The organism is Bradyrhizobium sp. USDA 4369, from assembly GCF_054056435.1.
Window position 1 is genome coordinate 7,400,040 of sequence record NZ_JBSRYH010000001.1, and the last position, 21,221, is coordinate 7,421,260.

At 59.8% G+C, this 21,221-nt stretch carries 15 protein-coding genes and 1 pseudogene; 7 read left to right on the plus strand and 9 right to left on the minus strand.

Annotation, left to right across the window (positions count from 1 at the left end):
- Window positions 1–6: 6 nt before the first annotated feature.
- From ACVIJ6_RS33640 to ACVIJ6_RS33655, 4 genes are read right to left on the minus strand one after another with little or no spacing between them, the layout of a single operon-like run.
- The gene (locus ACVIJ6_RS33640) at window positions 7–1,188 is read right to left on the minus strand and encodes an MFS transporter (RefSeq protein ID WP_456776234.1); all 1,182 of its coding nucleotides are present in this window, start codon (window positions 1,186–1,188) and stop codon (window positions 7–9) included.
- Between the two features lie 25 nt (window positions 1,189–1,213).
- Complete coding sequence (locus ACVIJ6_RS33645) at window positions 1,214–2,665, minus strand: hypothetical protein (RefSeq protein WP_456776235.1); 1,452 nt, start codon at window positions 2,663–2,665, stop codon at window positions 1,214–1,216.
- Window positions 2,659–3,300 carry a VOC family protein gene (locus tag ACVIJ6_RS33650; RefSeq protein WP_456776236.1) on the minus strand — a complete coding sequence of 214 codons (642 nt, stop codon included), beginning with the start codon at window positions 3,298–3,300 and terminating at the stop codon, window positions 2,659–2,661. The genes ACVIJ6_RS33645 and ACVIJ6_RS33650 overlap by 7 nt, the downstream gene beginning before the upstream one ends.
- Window positions 3,301–3,307: 7 nt before the next feature.
- Window positions 3,308–4,381 (minus strand): hypothetical protein, encoded by a 1,074-nt coding sequence (locus ACVIJ6_RS33655; RefSeq protein ID WP_456776237.1) that lies wholly within the window; start codon window positions 4,379–4,381, stop codon window positions 3,308–3,310.
- Window positions 4,382–5,556: 1,175 nt separating this feature from the next.
- On the opposite strand from ACVIJ6_RS33655, the gene istA (ACVIJ6_RS33660) reads away from it, so the two are divergent.
- From istA (ACVIJ6_RS33660) to ACVIJ6_RS33670, 3 genes and pseudogenes are all read left to right on the plus strand, one after another.
- On the plus strand, window positions 5,557–7,089 hold the full coding sequence (istA, locus tag ACVIJ6_RS33660) for an IS21 family transposase (RefSeq protein WP_456771791.1): 1,533 nt from the start codon (window positions 5,557–5,559) through the stop codon (window positions 7,087–7,089).
- Window positions 7,086–7,910: an IS21-like element helper ATPase IstB gene (istB, locus tag ACVIJ6_RS33665; protein ID WP_456771792.1), complete on the plus strand. Its 825-nt coding sequence runs from the start codon at window positions 7,086–7,088 to the stop codon at window positions 7,908–7,910. Before istA (ACVIJ6_RS33660) ends, istB (ACVIJ6_RS33665) begins: the two co-directional genes overlap by 4 nt.
- A gap of 103 nt (window positions 7,911–8,013) precedes the next feature.
- A pseudogene (locus tag ACVIJ6_RS33670) lies at window positions 8,014–8,463 on the plus strand (transposase); the annotation flags it as partial.
- A 1,017-nt stretch (window positions 8,464–9,480) separates the two neighbouring features.
- On the opposite strand, the gene ACVIJ6_RS33675 reads toward ACVIJ6_RS33670, so the two are convergent.
- The 4 genes from ACVIJ6_RS33675 to ACVIJ6_RS33690 all read right to left on the minus strand — a co-directional run bounded on the left by ACVIJ6_RS33675 (window position 9,481) and on the right by ACVIJ6_RS33690 (window position 13,877).
- The gene (locus ACVIJ6_RS33675; RefSeq protein WP_456776238.1) at window positions 9,481–10,224 is read right to left on the minus strand and encodes a phospholipase D-like domain-containing protein; all 744 of its coding nucleotides are present in this window, start codon (window positions 10,222–10,224) and stop codon (window positions 9,481–9,483) included.
- A 560-nt stretch (window positions 10,225–10,784) separates the two neighbouring features.
- Complete coding sequence (istB, locus tag ACVIJ6_RS33680; protein ID WP_012041725.1) at window positions 10,785–11,528, minus strand: IS21-like element helper ATPase IstB; 744 nt, start codon at window positions 11,526–11,528, stop codon at window positions 10,785–10,787.
- A gap of 11 nt (window positions 11,529–11,539) precedes the next feature.
- The gene (gene istA, locus ACVIJ6_RS33685) at window positions 11,540–13,072 is read right to left on the minus strand and encodes an IS21 family transposase (protein ID WP_083780767.1); all 1,533 of its coding nucleotides are present in this window, start codon (window positions 13,070–13,072) and stop codon (window positions 11,540–11,542) included.
- A gap of 163 nt (window positions 13,073–13,235) precedes the next feature.
- Window positions 13,236–13,877 (minus strand): hypothetical protein, encoded by a 642-nt coding sequence (locus ACVIJ6_RS33690; RefSeq protein WP_456776239.1) that lies wholly within the window; start codon window positions 13,875–13,877, stop codon window positions 13,236–13,238.
- A 280-nt stretch (window positions 13,878–14,157) separates the two neighbouring features.
- Between ACVIJ6_RS33690 and ACVIJ6_RS33695 the strand changes: the two genes are divergently transcribed.
- On the plus strand, window positions 14,158–14,967 hold the full coding sequence (locus ACVIJ6_RS33695; RefSeq protein ID WP_456776240.1) for a S1/P1 nuclease: 810 nt from the start codon (window positions 14,158–14,160) through the stop codon (window positions 14,965–14,967).
- A 211-nt stretch (window positions 14,968–15,178) separates the two neighbouring features.
- On the opposite strand, the gene ACVIJ6_RS33700 is transcribed toward ACVIJ6_RS33695, so the two are convergent.
- Window positions 15,179–16,225 (minus strand): hypothetical protein, encoded by a 1,047-nt coding sequence (locus ACVIJ6_RS33700; RefSeq protein ID WP_456776241.1) that lies wholly within the window; start codon window positions 16,223–16,225, stop codon window positions 15,179–15,181.
- 1,322 nt (window positions 16,226–17,547) lie between these two features.
- Between ACVIJ6_RS33700 and ACVIJ6_RS33705 the strand changes: the two genes are divergently transcribed.
- The 3 genes from ACVIJ6_RS33705 (at window position 17,548) to ACVIJ6_RS33715 (ending at window position 20,876) form a co-directional block, all read left to right on the plus strand.
- Window positions 17,548–19,155 carry a hypothetical protein gene (locus tag ACVIJ6_RS33705; RefSeq protein WP_456776242.1) on the plus strand — a complete coding sequence of 536 codons (1,608 nt, stop codon included), beginning with the start codon at window positions 17,548–17,550 and terminating at the stop codon, window positions 19,153–19,155.
- A 167-nt stretch (window positions 19,156–19,322) separates the two neighbouring features.
- Entirely contained in the window at window positions 19,323–19,787 is a 465-nt protein-coding gene (locus ACVIJ6_RS33710) for a hypothetical protein (RefSeq protein WP_456776243.1), read from the plus strand.
- A gap of 459 nt (window positions 19,788–20,246) precedes the next feature.
- Window positions 20,247–20,876 carry a DUF4304 domain-containing protein gene (locus tag ACVIJ6_RS33715; protein ID WP_456776244.1) on the plus strand — a complete coding sequence of 210 codons (630 nt, stop codon included), beginning with the start codon at window positions 20,247–20,249 and terminating at the stop codon, window positions 20,874–20,876.
- Window positions 20,877–21,221: the final 345 nt, after the last annotated feature.

The following is a 21,221-nucleotide window of genomic DNA, read 5'->3' on the forward strand; positions in this document are numbered from 1 at the left end:
TCACTCTCACCTTCGCGCATTCATGATGTTAAATCTCAGCGCTAATATAGCGAGCGCGGAATACATTGCGGCAATCAGACCCGATAGGCCATTGAGGCTCGCAAAGGATACCAGAACACCGGCGAGCGATGGACCAATTACGCCACCTACGCCGACCGTCATGGTCATTAAAGCATTAGCCCGCAGCAAATCAGAGCCCGCGAATCGGTCTCCAATTGCTGCCAGCGAAATCGTCACGACGCCGTAAGCCAAGGAACCCCAGAAGAAGAGAAAGACGTAAAGAAACGTGCTGGTAATAAACAGTGGAAGTAGTACCGCTCCAGCCGCTGCGGACAATGCACAAACAACTAGAATGGCTCGCCGCCCAAAGTAGTCCGAGGCCCAGCCGATTGGGGTTTGTAGCAAAATATTTCCTGCATTGAGAACACTCAACCCTACACTCATCGCCGCCAAGCTTTGCCCGTAGGTGGGCCCCAGCGTGGGAAGAAAGGATAACGTCATGTGATCGAACGCTCCGAAGACACCGCCGCAGAGGAGCGCAACCGGCAAAATAGGCAGTATGCTCAAAGCGGATGATGCCGTTGCGCCGGGCTCGAACTTAGGAAGCCACCTGCGAGACATCAGAACTCCCAACGCGCAAAAAAGGAACGTAAAACCAAAGATCGAGAGTCCAGTCCGAACATTAAAATCAACGAGCGAAACAACCAATGGGCCAATGGAAAAGCCTGCCGAAAGCAGTGAATTGTAAATACCGAATACACGGCCCCTGATGATCATGTGAACAATCTGACTTAGCCAGACCTTATTTAAGATATAGAACGTTCCAACAGAAAAGCCCCAAAGCACTCTTGCGCACGTCCAGACAACAAAATCGCTGCTCGTTGCCATTAGGACAGATGCTAGCAATCCAAGAACGCAGCTGGATACGGCTATTAAGACTGCACCCGCACGCTCGGCAATAGTGGGCGCAAAAAGAGATGCGACAACGATTCCCAGGGGACTGCTGGCAGCAGATAGTCCGATAGCGGCATCTGACCATCCGCTCCTAGCCATCGACACGCTCAACAAAACGGGCGTGCCGCCGACAGCAATCGCAAAGACGCCTACCAACAGGGAGATCGTAAGAACATGTGCCCATAAGCGAAGTAAGCCTTCGGCATCGTTGTTCACCTGCGCTTCTGAGGTCATGCGTGCCAGTCCGTATCCAAAGGTCTCAGATTTTTGCCTGTAACGGCTCAGCAATTGCCACCGGCAGCATGACACCGCCCTTATACATACTCATGATCGGACTTCTGTTGGCCCTAGACAGGAAGCCAACTACCTTCCCCCCAAAGATGAAGGTGTTGAGATCTGCGATCCTTGATTCGATCTTCCCTGTAACGGGATCTGGGCACATGACTATATGTCCTTTGACGTACTCCTGTACGACAAATCCTTTTCCGATTGAGTTTTCGACAGACGTGCGCCAGCTGGCATCGTCCACCAAATCTCCGATCAACACACCATCCCCCCATGTCGCGTTGGTTGGTTTCAAAATTAGGTTTGTTCGACGGGCTTTTACATACTGCACTAAGTCGATGCGCTCGCCTTCTTTGCTGGTGGACATTTCTGAGAGCAACGCTCTCGTCCACGGAATGTGTGATTGAATCAACGCACGATCTGCCGAAGAAAAGTTGTGGTTGTACTTCGGGTCACTGAGCAATGCCAACATCAGCTTGTCCGCGTAAAGCCACTGACACACCAGAGGATTTACGTTGAGCACCTCTGCTCGCGCAACTGCTTCAAGAAATGGTTCAGCCTCAGGGCAATTCACTAGATCGCGCAAGTCCCACTTGTTGTAGACAAGGTCAAGCTGAGCACCGCGGTGCGTCACCCTCCCCCCGGCCCGCTTAAGCTCGCGGAGATCCACGAATTCGCAATTGATCCCGAGAGCGAGGAACCCTTTGACAACACGATCCGCCTCGGCAGTGAACCTCCCCCTGTAGTTGACAACACGCACTTCCACGGGATCGCGTCCCAATACGTTATTGCAGACACTCAGCAGTTCCGTGATGAAGAAGTCAGGTTGATCGAGAATCGGTTGTGGCGCGTGGGTAAGGGGAGGATCTAGCCGACTGACAATCGGGTTCGGCAGAGAGCGCCAAATTCGTGTCGCCTGCCCGGCCGCAAAGAGATGCGCGGGACAATCGGTGTTTGTCTCTAGCACCAAATATCTGCCGTCTTGAGATACCAACCCGTCGAACCGACAGATTCGGGTAAGAGGCCTGAAATGAGGAGCCCGAAGAATGAAATCGCGCACTCCCTCATAGGCGCTATACAAGAGGCGGATCTCAGGATCGTGGCGATACAACTCCAGGACCTGATCGAAGAGCGTCACAAGTCTTTCGCCGGCGACTTTAAGCCCGTCGGCCCACGCTAGGTCTATGACCGTGGGGCGTAGGCTCACTGGGTAGGGATGGTCGGTATCGAGTTGCAGGCCGTCAGCAATGGTGACCTCCTTCAGCTTGCGCTGATATTCGCGAATCTCCAATGACCCCGCCTCGTCCAGGTTTTCGAGTATCTCCTCAATCGTCTGCTCGTGCTTACTGAGTACAATGCCCCCTTGAGCCGTCGCTCTCGAATACGGACCAGACGAAGCGAGGTCGTGTGCTTGTGTGCTTAGCAAAGGCTTCTCCTTCCGGATGGGGTGTCCACGACCAAAGCCATTCTGAAGCACTCGGCAGGCGCGAGATCTACCGCGTCGTTCACGCCCAGATCGGCAAAAAGGGATCCGAGAACTTCTACCTGAGGATGTTCTAATCGGACCGATATTAGCTTGCAGCCCAGCTGCGCGGTGGGCGGAATTGAGGGCTCGCGCCCGCGCCTATCAATGAGCGAAGGCGCCGCACCTCCCATGGGAAGCGAGCCATCACAAGGAACCGAAAAGAAGAATTCGGATCCGCCTGCGAAAAGGCAGCGCTTTTCTCCCAGCAGCGATCCGTATTTTTCGAGATGTTGGTCGATGTTGCGCGTATTCGCTACCCAACCCCGAAGTCGCTGTCCCCGATCCCAGGCTTCACGCACAGAGCCTGAATCGTCGAGGCCAAACCATCGCGGAAGCACGGGGGCACTGGCATGCGGATCGACGGCTATAACCTCGAGATATATGCCTCCGCCCAGCGAGAGTAGATGGTTGTGGGTACCCATGTAATCGTGTTTCCGACCGAAGGGTATATCCACGTCCAGGCTCTCTCTCACGTGCTTCACTCCTTCCGCGAGGGTAGGAGCAATGATCGAGAGGTGATCCAAGTTGCAGATCATGTTGACGTCACCCCTTTACAAGCAGCGGGTCCGATGAAAGCTCAATAGCAGAAGTAGACCGACTGTAGCCAAAGAGACGGACCAACAATCGCCGATTGTCCTGAATGATATCGCGACAGTGCAACGCTTTGGTGTTGTTGATCAAGATTGCGACGGTCGAATCTAGCGGCACCTTGACCTGCGCTGCACGGCCGACCTCGCGTTTCAACAAAGCCAACGCTTCACGAGCTTGCGGTGTCGCATCGGCTGGTGTCGTGAATCTGTATGCGTTGAACCGAACTGCGAAGTCCCCTGTCTCATCATAATCCAATATCGACACGGCTCTTCCGTCCTCTTCCCCGGCGACATAAGAGTCTGGTCTCGAAAAGTTGAAGGTCTTTCGAGTGAGTTCTTCGCAGGCATTTGGGCCGATAGCCTTGAGCACAGCGGTTAAGGGAATGACGATAGTTGGTTCACGTGACGGGTTCCATCTCGCAGACAAAATCAGGGTCGATGGCGGCGGTGAATGTCCGTCGCTTGGTTTGAACGAGCAGTAGTAGGGAGGCTCAGTGTGCGCGCCGAGGGCCAGCCCAGAATGTGACGAAAGTTCGACTTGGTCCGGTGGAGGTTCATTTTCGAGTTTGTTCTTTCCGCCACCTTTGAAATTAGCTACTAATCTAACTACTTCATTATAGTCCAAATCGTAAGCAAACGTCCTATTCGCTGCAAGCGCGAGTAGTATTTGACTTCGAGACGCAATGGTGAGGCACCTGAGGTCGTCTTTCAAAACTTCTTTAGAAGGCAACGCTGGAGGGATAACGTCATCAGACACCTCTATCATTCCGTTAACAATTAAGACGGTCACTTCATTCCTCGCAAAGCGGTCCAAGAGCTCCTTCTGGTCGGCGGCCAGTTGTTCGCGGAGGATCATGGCAGCTGTTTCTGCGCCAGCACGCGCGCCCCCAGCTTGAGGGCCTCCAGCACTACCTAAATCGGACGATAACCCGTGAAGCTGGCGTGCTGGGCGCATTGTCAACGACAGAACGGAGACCTCAGGGTGAAAATCACCAAACACGCCCTCCGCGAGTACGCTGTATGCCATAGGAGCCTACCTCTTTCGCTTTGTTTTCGCGGCAATTGCTCGAAGTCGATCCGTGCAGTTATCTCGGTGTCTCGGATGGTGCCGAAAAGCGACTCTAAGCCTGCGTCGAAGGATCGAGCCCTCGGGGGATTCCAGCGAGTCGGAGGGATTTCGGTTGCGTGGGAAAGAAGATAGATGCCGGCTTAAACAGCCTTGAAGGCGAGCTCAGACGGCCGGCTCAGTTCAGCACTTCGCGGCGGGTCAGCTTTCCGGGAGAGTAGCGATGCCAATTGTAGTCGGTTGGCACGAGTGTTCGACGCTCTGCACAAACCTTTTGGAGACCATCCCCGAGTCCATCGCGTCATTTCTGCACCAGCATTACAAGCGATATGTCAATACCTTTTTACCACCAATTGCAACTTGGAGGAACTACCAAGGTTGGTAGGTTGTATCGGCTTCAGCGGGCCAGCCGAATATCAGATGCTTGGCCTGGGAGGCGCGAACGTATGGACGAAATGGCCCAGGCGGGCACTCTGAAGGTCGGTTTATTTGCAATTTAGCAACGTTCGCTCGTGCTGGCGTCCAAACCGGGCTCTTCCCACGTTCCAAACACGGAGCGCATCTTCTAAGCTGTTGATTTTTCAATATGAGGGTCGTTTTCATCCCGCTTTGTTCTGTCGTTCATCCAGCTCGTTGCGGGGTCCCAGACGAGAACGGCTCGCGTTGAATGAGAGTGAACGCGGTGATCCCGCAAGCGAGAATTCAGCGCAGGTGAGGCTAAATGGATCGTGCCGGTCGTGTCCGGGGAGGTGGTGTAGCTGGTTAGCAAAGCCGCTCGCGAAGCGCGCTCCGCAATAGCGCCGTAGCGAGCGATCGGCTTTGCGGGTGGTCACCGATGATTCGTCGGTAAGTTTGGATTGCGACACCAACCTCATTCGAGGAACCACCGATGACCGATGACATGATGAACCTGCGCGCCCTCGTAGAGAAAAGCCCCGATGCGTGCGCGACGACAATCAAGGTGAGAACCCAGCGACAATCAGGATGAGAGAGTGCCGGCGGGAGCGGGACGAAGGGAGGGCGTAGCCCGACCGGAGGACCGCTCCCGCCGGCGGCGCGTCCCTTTCAGGCCGTCTGGCGGCCGGGTGTGGTTAGCGCAAGCTGTTGATTCGTCTCGACAAGAGAGGATCGACGGCTTGCCTGGCCTCCACATCACCGACCACCAGATGAGGCTATACATGAGTTACCGATTGACGTTATCGGCCGAGGCCGCGGCGGCCAAAGCCGGGTTTTCGACGGCGAGTGCCTACCGGATCGAGGCCGATCCGCGGCTGCCGTCGCAGAAGCAGGAGCCGCGTGGCCGGCGGCGGCCTGATCCGCTGGCGCCCTATTGGGACGCCGAGATCGAGCCGATCCTGAAGGCCGCACCGGGTATCCGGGCGGTCGGTGTGCTGGAGGAGCTGCGCCGGCGCCATCCCGATCTCAATCCCAACATCCGCCGCACGCTGGAGCGGCGCATCACGGCCTGGCGCGCCTTCAATGGGCCCGAGCAGGACGTCATCTTCCGCCAGGAGCATGAGCCCGGGCGGCTCGGCCTGTCGGACTTCACCGATGCCGGCGTGCTGGGTATCACCATCGCGGGCGTGGCGCTCGACCACCGGCTCTATCACTTCCGGTTGGCGTTCTCCGGCTTCGCGCACGCCCATGTCGTGCTCGGTGGCGAGAGCTTCGTCGCATTGGCCGAAGGCCTGCAGAATGCGCTGTGGGCGCTCGGCGGCGTCCCCAGAGAGCATCGCAGCGACAGCCTGTCGGCAGCGTTCCGCAACCTCACGATCGATGCGCGCGAGGACATCACGCAACGCTACGACGAACTGATGCGGCATTACGGCATGGTGGCGACCCGCAACAATGCCGGCATCGCGCATGAGAACGGTTCGATCGAGAGCCCACATGGCCATCTCAAGAAGACGCTGGAGGACGCGCTGCTTTTGCGGGGGACGCGCGACTTCGCCGACCTCGATGCCTATCGCGCCTTCGTCGACATGGTCGTCGGCCGGCGCAACGCCCATCTCGTCAAGCGGATCGCAATCGAGAAGGAGACGCTGGCGCCACTGCCGAGAGGTCGCAGCAGTGACTTCGAGGAGAAGGTGATCCACGTGACCTCGTCGGGCGGCTTCATCCTGCGCCGCGTGTTCTACACGGTGCCGTCGAAGCTGATCGGTCATCGTCTGCGCGTGCGCATCTACGATGATCGCCTCGAATGCTTCATAGGCACCACGCAGGTCGCGACGCTGCGTCGTGGTCGTCCGGTGTCGGACAAAAAGGGCGGACATGTCGTCGACTATCGGCACGTCATCCACGCCCTGCGGCGCAAGCCGATGGCGCTCGCCAATCTCGTCTATCGCGATCAGCTGTTCCCACGGGCCGCCTATCGACGCGCGTTCGAGACTCTGCAGGAACGATATGACGATCGTCATGCCTGCAAGGTGACGGTCGAGCTTCTCGCCCTCGCTCACGAGCGGGCCTGCGAGGCAGAGCTTGCCGAGATCGTCGCCAGAGATCTCGATGCGGGACGGCTGCCTGACCTTGCCGCGTTGCGCATCCGCTTTCGCCCGGAGCAGGCCGCGATCCCGCACGTCGCCGTCGAGCTCGCACCGCTCGCCGCCTACGACGAACTGGCGTCCATCGGCTTCGTGCCGGCAACCTCGAATACGGGAGATGCAGCATGACCAGCACGACCACATCCATCGATGCCGCGCGTGTCGAACTCCTTCTCACAGAGTTGCGCTTGCCGAGCGTCAAGGCGATCTGGCCAAAGCTCGCCGCGCAATCTGACAAGGAAGGCTGGCCCGCGGCGCGCTTCCTCGCCACGCTCGCCGAACACGAGGTGGCCGATCGTGGCCGTCGCCGCATCGAGCGGCACATGACGGAGGCACGCCTGCCTGCGGGCAAGACGCTCGCGACATTCGACTTCGAGAGCGTGCCGACGCTGTCCAAGGCGCAGGTGATGGCACTCGCCGCAGGTGACGTCTGGCTCGAGACCGGGGCCAATCTGTTGCTGTTCGGTCCGCCCGGCGGCGGCAAGAGCCATCTCAGCGCGGCGATCGGGCTTGCCCTCGTCGAGAACGGCTGGCGCGTCCTGTTCACGCGCACGACGGACCTCGTGCAGCAGCTGCAGGTGGCGCGGCGTGAACTGGCTCTGGAATCCGCGATCGCCAAGCTTGATCGCTATGACCTGCTGATCCTCGACGACATCACCTACGTCTCCAAGGATCAGGCCGAGACCAGCGTGCTGTTCGAGCTGATAGCCACCCGCTACGAGCGGCGCTCGCTCCTGATCACCGCCAACCAGCCGTTCGGCGAGTGGGGCCGCATCTTCCCCGATCAGGCCATGACGCTCGCCGCCGTCGACCGCCTCGTCCACCACGCCACGATCATCGAGATGAACGTCGAGAGCTACCGCCGCAAGGCCGCCCTCGGCCGCAAGCGCGGCGCCAGCCGGCCACCAGTCCATGCTACGCCGAAGGAGGTTCAAAGCTCCGCTGATTGACGCTGCCGCACCGCTGATTGTCGCCCAGCGTCAATCAGCACTTGCCAAGCCGGACGTCCGCGACAATGATCCCAGGATCCCGGCCCCAATCTTCTCATCCAGATTGACGCCCAGTTCTCATCCTGATCGTCGCGCTACAGATGCGGATCTTTTGCGCGAGATGATCGGCTTTGCCGCCCACCGGCTGATGGAGCTGTAGGTCGAGGGGCTGACGGGCGCAGCTTATGGAGAGAAGAGCCAGGAGCGCCAAGTCCAGCGCAACGGCTACCGTGACCCGACCTGGGAGACCCGCGCCGGCACTGTCGAACTGCGCATTCCCAAGCTGCGCAAGGGCTCCTATTTCCCGGGCTCCCTCGAACCACGGCGGATGGCGGAGAAGGCGCTCACGGCGGTGGTGCAGGAGGCTTATGTGCAGGGCGTCTCCACCCGTTCGGTCGACGATCTGGTGCAGGCCATGGGCATCAGCGGCATCTCCAAGAGCCAGGTGTCGCGGCTGTGTGCCGAGATCGACGACAAGGTGAAGGCCTTCCTCACGCGGCCGATCGAGGGCGAGGAAGGCCTTCACCCCCGGCTTCGCGCGTGGGCGCTGACGTATGACGATCATAGATTGGTAGCGACGTCTTCGCGGAGGCTCGTGAGATTTCGTCTGAGCGCTCGCTAACGTCCAAGGCTACAGCACGCCAAAGGCATGGAGCTCGCGATCTTGCGCACGCGCCGCCCCAAGCGCGATGCCAAGCTGAGCGAACTTACCAGCCATTGGCAAGCCGAGGCCAAGGCGTTGGTTTTGATCTCGACAGGGGTCGGGATCACATCCACGCGACCAGCGGCCGCACTCACATGGGGTCCATTGAGGGCGTGATCAAGCCGGCTTGCGGTCGCTCGACTTTCAGCGCCGGCAGCTTTGGCAGCAGCTAGGCCAAACCAGCACCAAACCGCCGCTAAACTCGACTCTCGCCTCGGCTAAGTCTTCCGCACGTTGAACCGACCGGCCGGCATGTCTGGCGTGAGGATGAAGCTCCGCTGCCGTGAGCATGAGCGGGATTGACCGAAAGCTGGGAAAGGCAAATTGAAGGTTACCTTCTCCATCTGCAGCGGCCGCTGGACCGCACAACGGGATTGGCGGCTACGAGCCACCGCGCATTTCCCAATCGCTCTGCGCACCTCGGAAAGCGATCTGCGAAAGTCAACTTCAGATCTCGAGAACGCACGGCTTTGGGAGACACTAGACCGAAGCACCACTCATGGAACGAGGCTAGTCCAGAGTTTTCATTCGTATACGCGCCCAAACGCCCGGTAAGTTATTGGCAAGCCTTCATCTGTCGGTCGTTGGGCAAGACCGTCGTACTCATTCGCGCCCGCTTGTGTAAACATTGATCGATGAGACCTTTTTATTTCACCCCAATGAGATAGCCGCGCGCGGCCCGGGAAGCGTCAGCACCAAAGGTGGATAGGGTGTGAAAAACCCTTCCTTCTCTTCCCTGAACCTTACTTTCTGCTTTTCGTTGCCTTTCCCGGTCAGCATCCTCGCATTGCCCGGTTCGTAGTTCTATTTACCGGCGCTGAGTGTTGGCTAGTCCGACGTCCGAGCGAAGAACCTTCGACGGATGGAACGTTCGGTGTTGCCAAAGTAGTCGCGCCACCAGTCACCGGTCTCAAGCGGTTTCGGCGGCGTCTTGCGCCACTTGAGCGACTCCCGGAATGCGTGGTGGGTGTACAGCCTCATGAACTCACCGAGATAGATGTCGGCCACGCGCGTATTACCCCGGATCACCAGCATGTTCTCGTCGTTGTCCGTCGTGGAGGCGTCGCTGAAGTTGGCCGAACCCGCGACCACGATGGGGTCGTCGGTCAAAGGATCGACGAGCATGAACTTGTTGTGAACGTAGCGAACGTTGGTGTTGAGGCCGGTCAGCCGCTCCTTCACCCAGCCATCGTATTTGTTGGAGCGGATGAAATCGCCGATGGCAAACGTGTTCTCCGGCATCGCCCTCAGCGCCTGGATGTCCTTCATCTCCTTGGTTTTCTCGGGGCCATCCTTCATGGGCCGCGTGGCCTTCTCCAGCAGCGCGAGCCTGAACTGGGCATTGTTCTCGCGGTACACCTCCTTCCAGATCTTGTTCATGCCGAAAGCAAAGGTCATCATGAGCCCTTCCTTTGCGCTTTTTGCCAGTGTGGCGTACCACTGAAGCGCCGACAGGTCGTTTCGGGGGCTGAACACAGGCATCACGCCCTTGGGCAGATTCCCCTTGGGAAGCGGGGTCATCAACTCGACCTCGTTCCGCTCGGCCGGCGTTTCCGGGTCCGTCGCCAGCAACTCCCAATACTCCAGGAATTTGGCCGCGACATCCTTGTCCTCGACCAGATGGCCTACGTTCGAATGGCCGAAGATGCCGCCGTCCGAGAAATTGGCGCCGCCCGGTCCACACGGAGACCGGCTTCTTGTTGTGCAGCCGCACCATGAACTTGTTATGCGAGATGTATGACTTGCCCTCGGTGCGAGGGATGCAGAACGCGCCGATTCCTGCCGTCTTGATCGCTTGTTGGTTCTTCCTACCGGGTTTTGCTCCCCGCTTGTCGTAAACCACCTTGACGTCGACCCCGCGCTTCTTTGCAACTTTCAACTGCGGATTCCGACGAAGTCGCCCAGGCGTACCGATATGAAGTCGCCCGTGGATTCCGAGACGATGTCGCCCACCTTTCCGATTTGATCTCGCCCAGCGGCGAGGCGTTCTGGCCGGCTGGTTCTCTGGCATCGGTCAAGCCGCGCGGTCAATCTGGAATCGCGACTTCAACCTTTTTTCTTCTTCTGCGGTTGCTGTGGGCATGTGGACAACGCGATTGCGTTGTCCAAGCGCAGCGGCATGTCCACGGCGCTCAGGTCTTTCGGGCGGATTGCCGAGTTCGGCGCAGGCTCTCACCGGTGAGGTCGAGCCGATGGGCATTGTGGACGAGGCGATCGAGCACGGCGTCGGCATAGGTGGGATCTCCAATGAGCAGATGCCACTGGTCCACGGGGAGCTGGCTGGTGACGATGGTGGAGCGATGACCGTAGCGATCTTCGAGGATTTCCAGGAGGTCGTGACGGGCGCCGGCATCGAGCGGCTCGAGCCCCCAATCATCGAGGATCAGCAGATCGACACGGCCAAGGCCGCGCAACAGGCGTGGGTGACGACCGTCGCCGCGGGCGAGCGCCAGATCGTCGAACAGGCGCGGGACGCGTTGATAGAGCACGGAGCGATTGTCGCGACAGGCCTTGTGGCCGAGCGCCGAGGCGAGCCAACTCTTGCCGACGCCTGCCGGGCCGCAGATCAGGAGATTGACGTGGTCGTCGATCCAACGGCCCTCGACAAGCTTGGCGAACAGCGGGCGGTCGAGACCGCGCGGGGTGCGGTAGTCGATGTCCTCGACGCATGCCTGCTGGCGCAGCTTGGCGTAGCGCAGGCGAGTGGCGAGCCGTTTGTCGTGCCGCAGCGAGGCTTCACGTTCGAGCAGCAGAGCAAGCCATTCGGCGTGACCGAGGCTGCCAGCCTCACCGGCGGCTTCGATGTCGGCGAAGGCCTTGGCCATGCCGTGGAGGCCGAGGGCGTTGAGGCGGTCGAGGGTCGGATGGGTGAGCAAGGGACGGTCTCCTAATTGTAGTAGCGCGGTCCGCGGATGTTGGCATGCAGGATCGGCGCATCGTCCGCGGAGCGCTGGTGAGCGGGACGCCGATCGAGATTGTTGGCGAGGATCGACTTGACCGAGCCATAGGTGCGCGCGCCGATGTCGATCGCCCGCGCAGCCGCCGCGTCCAGCCGTTCGCGCCCATAGGAGGCGGCGAGCCTGAGGATGCCGAGGCAGGCGCGGAAGCCTTGTTCGGGGTGCGAGCGCTCGTCGAGAATGAGGTCGCACAATGCGCTGGTTGCCGGCCCGATCGCGGCGGCGTCCTGACGGATACGCCCGATAGTCCAGCCGGCGTAGCGCCGATGGCTGGAGGCCATGTGCTCCGGCACGGTGGTGTGCTTGTGATTGCCACTCATGCGCTGATGCGCGGCAATCCGCTCGCCCTTGTGGAAGATCTCGACGGTGCGGGCGGTGAACCGCACCTCGACCTCGGCACGCGCGAAGCGATGCGGAACGCTGTAATAATGCTTCTCCACCTCGACGTGGTAGTCGAGGCTGACGCGGCGGATCCGCCACTCGGCGAGCACGTAGGGGCTCGCCGGCAACGGCTTGAGCGCCGGCCGGTCGATCTCCTCGAGCAGCCGGCGGCGCGTCACGCCGAGCCGCCGGATCGGCCGCTCCTCGTTGAGCCTGGTGAGCAACTCGCCGATCGCTGCGTTGACCTCGGCGAGGCTGTAGAAGACGCGGTGGCGCAGGCGACCGAGCAGCCAGCGCTCGATGATGAGGACGGCCTGCTCGACCTTGGCCTTGTCGCGCGGCTTGCGAGGTCGCGCCGGCAAGACGGCCGTGCCGTAATGCGCGGCCATCTCCGCATAGGTGCGATTGATCTGCGGGTCGTAGAGGCTCGCCTTGATGACTGCGACTTTGGTGTTGTCAGGCACCAGGAGCGCCGGGACGCCGCCGATCGCCGCGAAGGCGCCAACATGGGCGCTGATCCAGTCGGCGAGCCCCTGCGTCCACGTCGCCTGCGCGTAGGTGAAGCTCGAGGCGCCGAGCACGGCGACGAAGATCTGCGCCGTCCTCCGCTCGCCGGTGAGGCGGTCGACCACCACCGGCACGCCGTCGCCCGCGTAGTCGACGAACAGCTTGTCACCGGCCGCGTGCGCCTGGCGCATCGTCACCGACAGGCGTCCCTCCCAGGCGCGGTAAAGCTCGCAGAAGCGCGAGTACCGGTATCCGCCGGGCTCGGCGCCGATGTACTCCTCCCACAGGATCGACAGCGTCACGTGCTTGCGCTTGAGCTCGCGGTGCACCGCCGCCCAATCGGGCTCGGCGATGCGGCGATGACCCTGCCGGTTACCGTTGCCGGTCTTGGCGAACAGGCGGGCCTCCAGGGCCGCGTCCGTGAGTTCGTCGGGCAACGGCCAGCTCAGGCCTGCGGCCTCGAACCGCCGGATGGTCAGCCGCACTGTCGAGGGCGCCGCGCCCATCCGCCGAGCAATCTCGCGGCTCGGCAGCCCAGCCGCCTTCATCCTGATCACATCGCGCACACGGCGCATCGCAAGCCTCTCCGTCGGCATCCAGGGTCCCCCTTCGCAAAGCCGAAAGGTTGACCCTATGGGAGCCAGAAGAGGTCTCGTCACCCCGGGTTCGCTCTTGCGATACCCGGGCGACATCATCCCGGAATCGTGGGCGACATCATCTCGGAACGGGTGGGCGACTTCAAATCGGAATGGTGGGCGAGATCATCTCGGAATCCTGGGCGACATCGATCGGAATCCGCACTTTCAACAGCTTGAGGAAATCGGGATAATGGAATTCGTAGGCCGCGATGCGCAGCCCGTCGCCCTTCTTGCAGGAGTTGACGAATGCCTCAATCGCCTCATACAGCCCGCGGGATAGCCAGATCCAGGCCTGCCCATTGGGCACGTTCTTGGGACTTTTGTCGCCGAATCGGGCGACATAGGCCTGGGAGCCGGCAACGCCCCGGTTGAAGTAAACGTCCTCGTCGCCCCCCTCCGGGCTTTCGGTGGAGATGTCGACGCTGACCTCCCGGAACACCTCAAGATCCTTTGGGTCTCCATTCAGTGCCGACACTGTGTAGGTATAGTCGTGGCCGGGCTCCGCCGTGTAGTCAGCCCATTGAAAGCTCTGAATGGGATGCTGCCGCGTCGAGTAGTGTGCCGGAGCCGGGAAGCCAGGGTCGGTCTCGGCGAACGCCTTCATGCCGGTCATGAATCCGGTTTCCCCGGCCGTGTGATCCACCCTGTGAATCGCAAACCCCCGCAGTCCGTTGCATGACTGCCTGGGCAGATTGAAGCCCAGCACGACGACGTAAGTTCCCGAAACGGCGTTGACCTTCAAGCCGTTCCTCGTCCTGTTCTCTCTCATAAATGCCCCGGAAATCGCTGAATGAAATATGACCGGGCGGACGATGAGAGTCCGCCCGCAACAAAGGGCTTCCCCTCCCAAGTCTCCTTCCCAATCCTATTGATGCACACTCTGAACCGGCGTTCAACTTTACGTTGCTCGCGGAAGTGTCATATCCACCCTGAAGGCGCTCCAGGCAGGCCGGTGAGGTCCTTCTCTCCGGCAACCTTGGGTGATAAGCTCCAGCCATATTGTCTTGGCGTGAGGTATTGGCATGCGGCGTTTTTCATTAACCGCTGTTCTCCTCCTCGCTTTCTGCACCAGCGCCTCGGCATGGGGCGACGAAGGCCACAGGATTGTTTGCGAGATTGCCTACCGGCTTGCCCAGCCGGATACGCGCGCAGCCATACGGAAGCTGATCCAGGCGGACCAAAGGTTCGACACCTTCGCCGACTCCTGCGTGTTTCCCGACCATCCGCGCATCCGCCGATCGGAGCACTTCATCAATCTGCCCCGCGACGCGCAGGGGGTAACAGGGGACAACTGCCCGAACGCTCCAGAATGTGTTCTCACGGCCATCCGCAATGACTCGAAGATCGTGAACTCGAAGCACGCCAAGCGGGCCGACAGGCTTATCGCGCTCAAGTCGCTTGGACACTGGGTTGGCGACATCCATCAGCCTCTCCATGTGTCCTTTGAGGACGACCGCGGAGGAAACGATATCAGGGTGAACGGCGAGTGCTCGGGCAATCTGCACGGCACCTGGGACAGCTGCCTCGTTACACACGCGGTCGGGCCCGATGTCGATGAGGCGGCTTCCGACCTCATTGAGGCCATCACTCCTGGGATGAAGACCAGGTGGACTTCGTCGGACCCGAGTGACTGGGCTAACGAGTCGTTTGCAATCGCGGAAGCCGCGAAGACGGGCTATTGCGTGATGCACGGCTCCTCCTGCGACCAGCCCGCGGACAGCGTGACCATCAGCACCGAATATCTCGCCGCGAACGAACCGAGCGTGAGGGAGCAGCTTCAGAAGGCGGGCGTTCGGCTCGCGAATTTGCTCGACAGCATCTTTGCCGAGTAGACCGCTCCATCAGGCGGTCAGCTTTCAATTCGGACCTGCCAGCGCTATCGCACGGTTGCGTGGGCCGTACCGACCAGCGTGATCGCACCCAGGGCGCCAGGCTGAATGCGAACCGCAGCTTCTCGCGAGCAGGCACTGCGACTGTACCTGTGCGCGACGGCCTCCGCACGCCACTGACCACGAAACAAACTCTGGCGCGGTCCAGCGCCCATCAGAATGAACCCGCACGCCTGGTGTGAACGCCGGCAGCGAGCAGCAGCGCCACTGCCATCGGATCAAGGACGGTAACGAGCGCCAGGGTGAGCAGCCGGACCGCACGCTCAAAGTCCGTGGCGGGTATACCAATCAGCTCGGCGAGATATCGTATCGGTCCGACCTCCGCCTCGGCACGCCTGCGTTGCGCGTCAATCTTGGCTTTTTCGATCTGTAGATTGGCTAGAGCCTGGGACTCACGCTGGCGTTCCGCCGCGATGTCGGCACGTTCGCGACGCCTCTGGTCAGCAATCGTCATCGCTCCGACCGGTCTGCCAAGGCGCGTCGCCTCGTCGATGGCCGCGTCGATTTGGGCAATACGCCGGTCAATGTCGGTGACCACTCGGCTCTGCATCCCGAGGCGGGCCTCAACGTCTGCGGTTCTGTCGGCAAGCGTGAGATCTATGGATGCTATATGGTCGAGGTGAGCGCGGGTGAGAAAGCCGAATACGCCAACGGCGTTCAGGCCCATCAACACGCCAACCATCAGGACAAGGACGAACCTCAGGAGGGACGGCGCAGAGGTCCAATTCTCCGTCAGCCAGGCCGTCGCCACGAGCTTTCCGGCCTCCAGCACAGCGCCCATGATGATGACAGGCCAGAAGGCTCCGGCGAAGATTACGGTCAGGCCGTCGATGGAAAAGGCAGCCGATACACAAGCCAGCGCCAGAGCCACAATCAAAGCAGCGAGCTTGACGCGGGTCGGGGAACGATGGGCTTTCTCCGTTACGGACATCCCTGTGACGCCGGCCGCGTCCGTAACGTTGGCGGTACCATCTGTAACGGTCGGTGTTACGGTCCTCGTTACAATGATCGCTTCAGCGTTACGGTTGATCAGGCCCGCGCGCTCCCAGGCTTTCAGGCGACGACTGGTCCGCATCCTATTCCAGCCCCATTGGCGTCCGAGCTCAGCGGCGCTGACCGTCACGTGTCCCTCGGGCTGGGAGCGCAGCCAGGCCAGCGCCTCCATGTCATCAAATGGATGGGGCGGAACGGACTCGGTCATGATCAGATGCTGCTCCTTGTGTCTCGGCCCCGCGAGATAGGAGGCGCGCGAAAGGCCGGCTGCTTCAAAACGATGACGCTGACCTCAATGGCGAAACGGGGAGCTGCCAGCCCAGACCGGGATCGGTCATCCCTCCTGCTCGCCCCGTGGCGAGAATACGGAGAGGCCCTGCGCGTAGTAGTGCCGGATGGCGGGCGATTCTGCCGGCCGCTGGCGAAAGCGGATCAAGCCTCGCGAGCCCTGCCCTGCGCATGTGTCCCGCAAAGATGGCATGTCCCGAGCCAGAGCGGAACGACCGAATTGCGCGACGCCGCACGCTATGGCCCTCCCCTTAACGGCCACGATGCGCGCCGTTGCTGCCGATCTGCCGCCGATCGACACTCGATCTGAGCCATCCGTATCGGCGATTTGCGTGCAGCTATGACACCAGTTTTCCTCGATGCTGGACCGTTCCGTGTTGAATTGATGCTGGCGGGCCGTCCGACTTTTCATCTCGGATCTGCGGACGAACAGCATCGCCAATGCAGTTCGATCAATCTGGTTTCTCTCGATAGGTCGCTAAGACCCTGCGCCCGGATGCCAATGGTTCGCCCGGAGCTGCAGCAAAGATGCTGCCTGATACTCACCACTCGTGTAGCTACCGCGCGGTGTCTGAGCGCAGTTCAGCCTGTGATTGGAGAGGAGCGAACGTAGGGCGGGCTCGACGGCAAGATAAAAGCGCCTCTCCGCGGCGTAGAATCGGCGGTCGTAAGTTCTTGTGCTCACTCCTCGCAGTATGGCACTGCTGCTACGCAGACAGTGTTGCTAGAATAGGAAAGGCTTGAGAGATCAATGTCCCGAATGGCACTAATCGCAGCGTAGCGAACTGGATCGCAGATTTAGGACATACCTAGCCGTGAGCACACGAAAGGCCGCCGCAGGGCGACCGGCGCCGAGCTAAGGCGCGCGCCTTCAGCGTGACCGGCGAAGCGGACAACCGGGTCTCAGCTAGCTTAGCCCCTTGCCGAAGCAGCACAGCAGGTCAGCTCTCCGATGGAGAACAGAAGCTGCCCAAGCCGAATCGAGGCGACGCGTTTAACCAAAGTGGGCGCTTGCAGCCGGACCAGGGGATATCCGCTTTTGACCCTTAACAGCCCTAAAACTCGACGGGAAATGCCTTCGCCGGCGCGATCGGCGCATTGAGAGTCCGGCACAACATTTTTCCTGGAAAGCTCTCGTTCGGGAAGACAGATCCGTAAAATTTTAACAACTAAAGATTACTATTAACAAAAGTTTTCGTCCTAACCTGTGGGAGTTTGCGGCCGGTCCCAGCAAGAACCAGCATGATCCGTCACATCTCAGCTCTTGTTCTCGGTCTCGCCGTGCTTGCGGGCATCTATGCGTTTTTGGCGAGTCTTACTTCTGTATTAGGCGAGGGAATCGGTTTTATTTTCATCTGGGTTCAGGCTCTCTACCCTGGATTGCTGCCTCTGATCTGGTTCTCGGCCGTTGTCGGGATCGTAATCATCGGTGGATATCGGAGACTTCCGGGGCTGACCGCCGCTCCATTTGTGTTCTTTGCGGCATGGTGCTGTGTGTCGGTGTGGAATCGCTATGAGCTTGGCAACAGTACAGACCCATCGCTTTCCGACCGCCCAATCCCGGTAGAGTTGCGTACCCTTCGAACCCTTACCCTGGTTTTGGATTACCCAGAAGGAGGAGAGCCGTGCTGCGGAAGCACCGCGCTGCTCGCCGAGCGGATCATCGACCGATATGTCCATGTGCAGATCGATCAACAGGGCCACGTGGTTGCGATTCGGTCGACACAACTTTCAGAGGCCAAAGATTGCGACGCCGACGAGTTGCGGCGGTCCGCCCCATTGCAGCAGTCCGGACGAACCGATCAGTGCCTGAAGAGGACGACGCTTGATTCCATTCCCGACGGCGTTGTCGTCCGTATGCAGTTGATGAAGCCAACATCCGTTAGCCACGGCTGCTGCAATGTGGGAACCATCAACGTCCGCCAGGATGGCAAAGAGCGCCTCGCGGCGACATGGCGCTACGGGCAACAATCCGTGCTGAGTTATTTACCGCTATTCAAAAGCAATTTCCCAGCAACGCCTCTGTGGCGATATGCCGAGGTCGGGCCACATCAACTGGTGGAAATCGGCGGGCCTGCTTTTAAACCTCAGGACTTAGCCGCCGCGATCTACGGAATTGACTGGGCGGCACCGCCTAGACTCGCCCAGGTGAGTGACGCCGAGCTCTCCCAACGCGCGAAGCAGCTGGCACAAACGAACAATAGTCTCGCTGCGCTCGATATCGCGTTTCAGGCTGAAAGCAAGGGCTACATGGATGACGTCCTGATTGGGGTGGCTTCTCAGTTCATCAATTCACCATACGAGCAGCAGCTTTATAGATTCTGGTCAGGTCTTGACAGCAACAACAAGCGCAAATTCATCGAAGATGTGATCGTACGGATCAGCGACTCGACCGCCGGCGGCGGTGACTACAGTCAGGCCAGATTGCAGATTCAAATGCGCCGCGAACAGCTGACGGCTTACATGCCGCAAGCCGAGGCGATTTTTGCCAACAGACGTGATCTGAAACCCTGGCAATATGAAATGGCCTTACGGCTCGCGATGAATGACCCGTTCGGATTCCGTAATGACGGATATCGCGACGAGCAACGGCGCCGCTTCGAATCCCTTTGGGACGACACGAGCGAGGCTTTTGCCCGACGCGCGATCGCATTTAAACGCGTGTATTTTCCTCCGAACGACAAGGAACGCGCTTTCTTCGCCCAACATCTTGATCGCGTGCCGGACGCATTGTTGGAGGAATTCATACGCCAGGTCGGCTTGCGCAACGCCGGCGAGTTCTCTCAAAGCATTCGCGAGCGCATCAATGCCGTTCGGGATGCGCGACTAAAGCGGAACTTCCAGCAGTAGCTGCGCTTTCGCCGCTTGTGATTGGATGGATCTAGCGCCTGAAGAGAGCGCAATTTCCACGATGGTCACTTCCGCTGTTGACCCAAAGCGGAATTTGCGCAGGCTCCACTGGCAAGACTGTTAATCAGTTGCCCGCTAGTCTTCGCGGTCGGGAATTGGGTTATCCTATGCGGAAATTCGTCAAAATATCGATTGTCGTTTGCCTGTCGGTGGCTACCGTTCCTGCCGTATTATTCGCGTGGGTCTGGTACAAGACTGCTCAAGTTGACAGTTTCTACCAAGAACGGCCCTTGTTGCGCGCAATGCGCGCCGCCGCGCAAAAGACGGGCGGTGGAGATTCCAGGCCGGCGCGCGAAGCGCTTTTGCAGATGATGCCACCGGGAGCGAATAAAGAGGCAGCCATCGCTGTGCTGAGCAAAGAAGGACTTGGCTGTCAGTCTGTTACTGACGCTTGGATGCGTCAACACTTGGCGAGCAGTCCGAACGATAGTCGGACGAGCAAGGAATGGGTGGACTGTCAGTTGGAGGCTCAAAGCGTCATTGGCTACGTCCATTGGGTCGTGGACCTGGAATTTGAGGCCGATGAGCGCCTGAGCGATGCACGAGTAACGATCCTATACTTGTTCCTCTAATGGCCGCATGCACGAATAGGAACTTCCGCAATTGGCCCATGGCTGCCGACTTGCGGCACTGCGGCAAGTCGGCAATTATCTGGGATACACCGACCATGGCGCCAACCCATTTCGGACGGAGAGCCGGTGGCTCGGCAGAGAAAGCCGTCACGGCCGTGCCATGTCGGCTATTCGAGGTTGTACAGAAGAGACTTACTCGACATGAGACTTTCAGTCCTTGACCCTAAGCGGTCCTCTCGTCTCGGCGGGTTGCAAAGCAATTTTCTTGCAGCCGCTGACCGATCCCCGCCAATGCTGTATCCTGCGGACCACTAAGCTCGCTTCGATTGGAGGTCATATGCGGCGGCGTGAACTTACTGGTGGTGCGGCCGCTGGCTGGCGGCTTGAAGCGTGCGCGCAGCAGCCAAAGATGCCAGTCATCGGCGCAGCTGGGATTGCGACCGAACGTTTGATTGGCTCGTGAGCAATCTCAAAGCGTCCCTGCCAAAAGCCATTCGGAGCCAGTTCGCGCCAACACTCAGGCGGGACGGGTTCTCTGGCACAAGCCAACGCTACTGGCGGCTGGTTGGCGGCCAATGTCAGGTAGTTGAAGTTCAGGGGAGCCGGTATGGCGGAAAGTTCGCCGTCAATATGGGCATTCAGCCGATGTCCATACCGCTCCTCTCGGGAGAAGCACCTGAGCCTAAGCGCATGCGCGAAATGGACTGCCTGTTTCGTAGGAGACTTGCGAGGCAGCCGGGTGATCAATGGTGGGACTACGAGCCAAACCAGTTGAGTATCGACGCCGCAGCACGCGACGCATGCGCAATGTATGAGCAGGTCGGCAGAGCTCAACTAGATTTCATGGCGCAGCCCACGTCGCCACTGAACACAGTGACGCCGGAAGCCTTTGCGGAGCAAACCTGCGACTTCAAGGGGTTCGGCAACACAGGCGTTCTGATGGCCTGGGCACTCGGACATATGAGAAAAGCTGCAGGCAAGAACGCGGAGGCGCAAGGGTTCGCACGGTTCGCGCTCGAAAAGATCGGCGATGGGCCAGGGGGTAGCGGATTGAAGGCAAAATTGCGCGACTTGTTAGAGGGGGCATAGAACCGATCTGTTGCAAAGAGGCTTGGCGTCCGAGGAGTGTAGGCCTTGTAAACGTCAAGGTGAGGCAGATGCGCAGACCTGGAGCTATCGCGACCGTCGCCACCTCAACCGCCAGAAGTGACGGCAAACGAAGACGGCCGGCCGGTTAGCGGAATGTCCCCTTCTGGCCCATCTCGGCCCCCACCGACTCAGCGTCCCCGATGTCTAATGTCGAGGTGCAAGCGGGCGTGGGCGCCCGAAGGGCTGGGCCGCTTTTGACCGATGCGGACATTGGTCTTGCTTACCAGCGGCAGGTGCGTGCGCTCCCCTGCCTCCGCTTTACTACCACCACAGCCACTCTTTGGT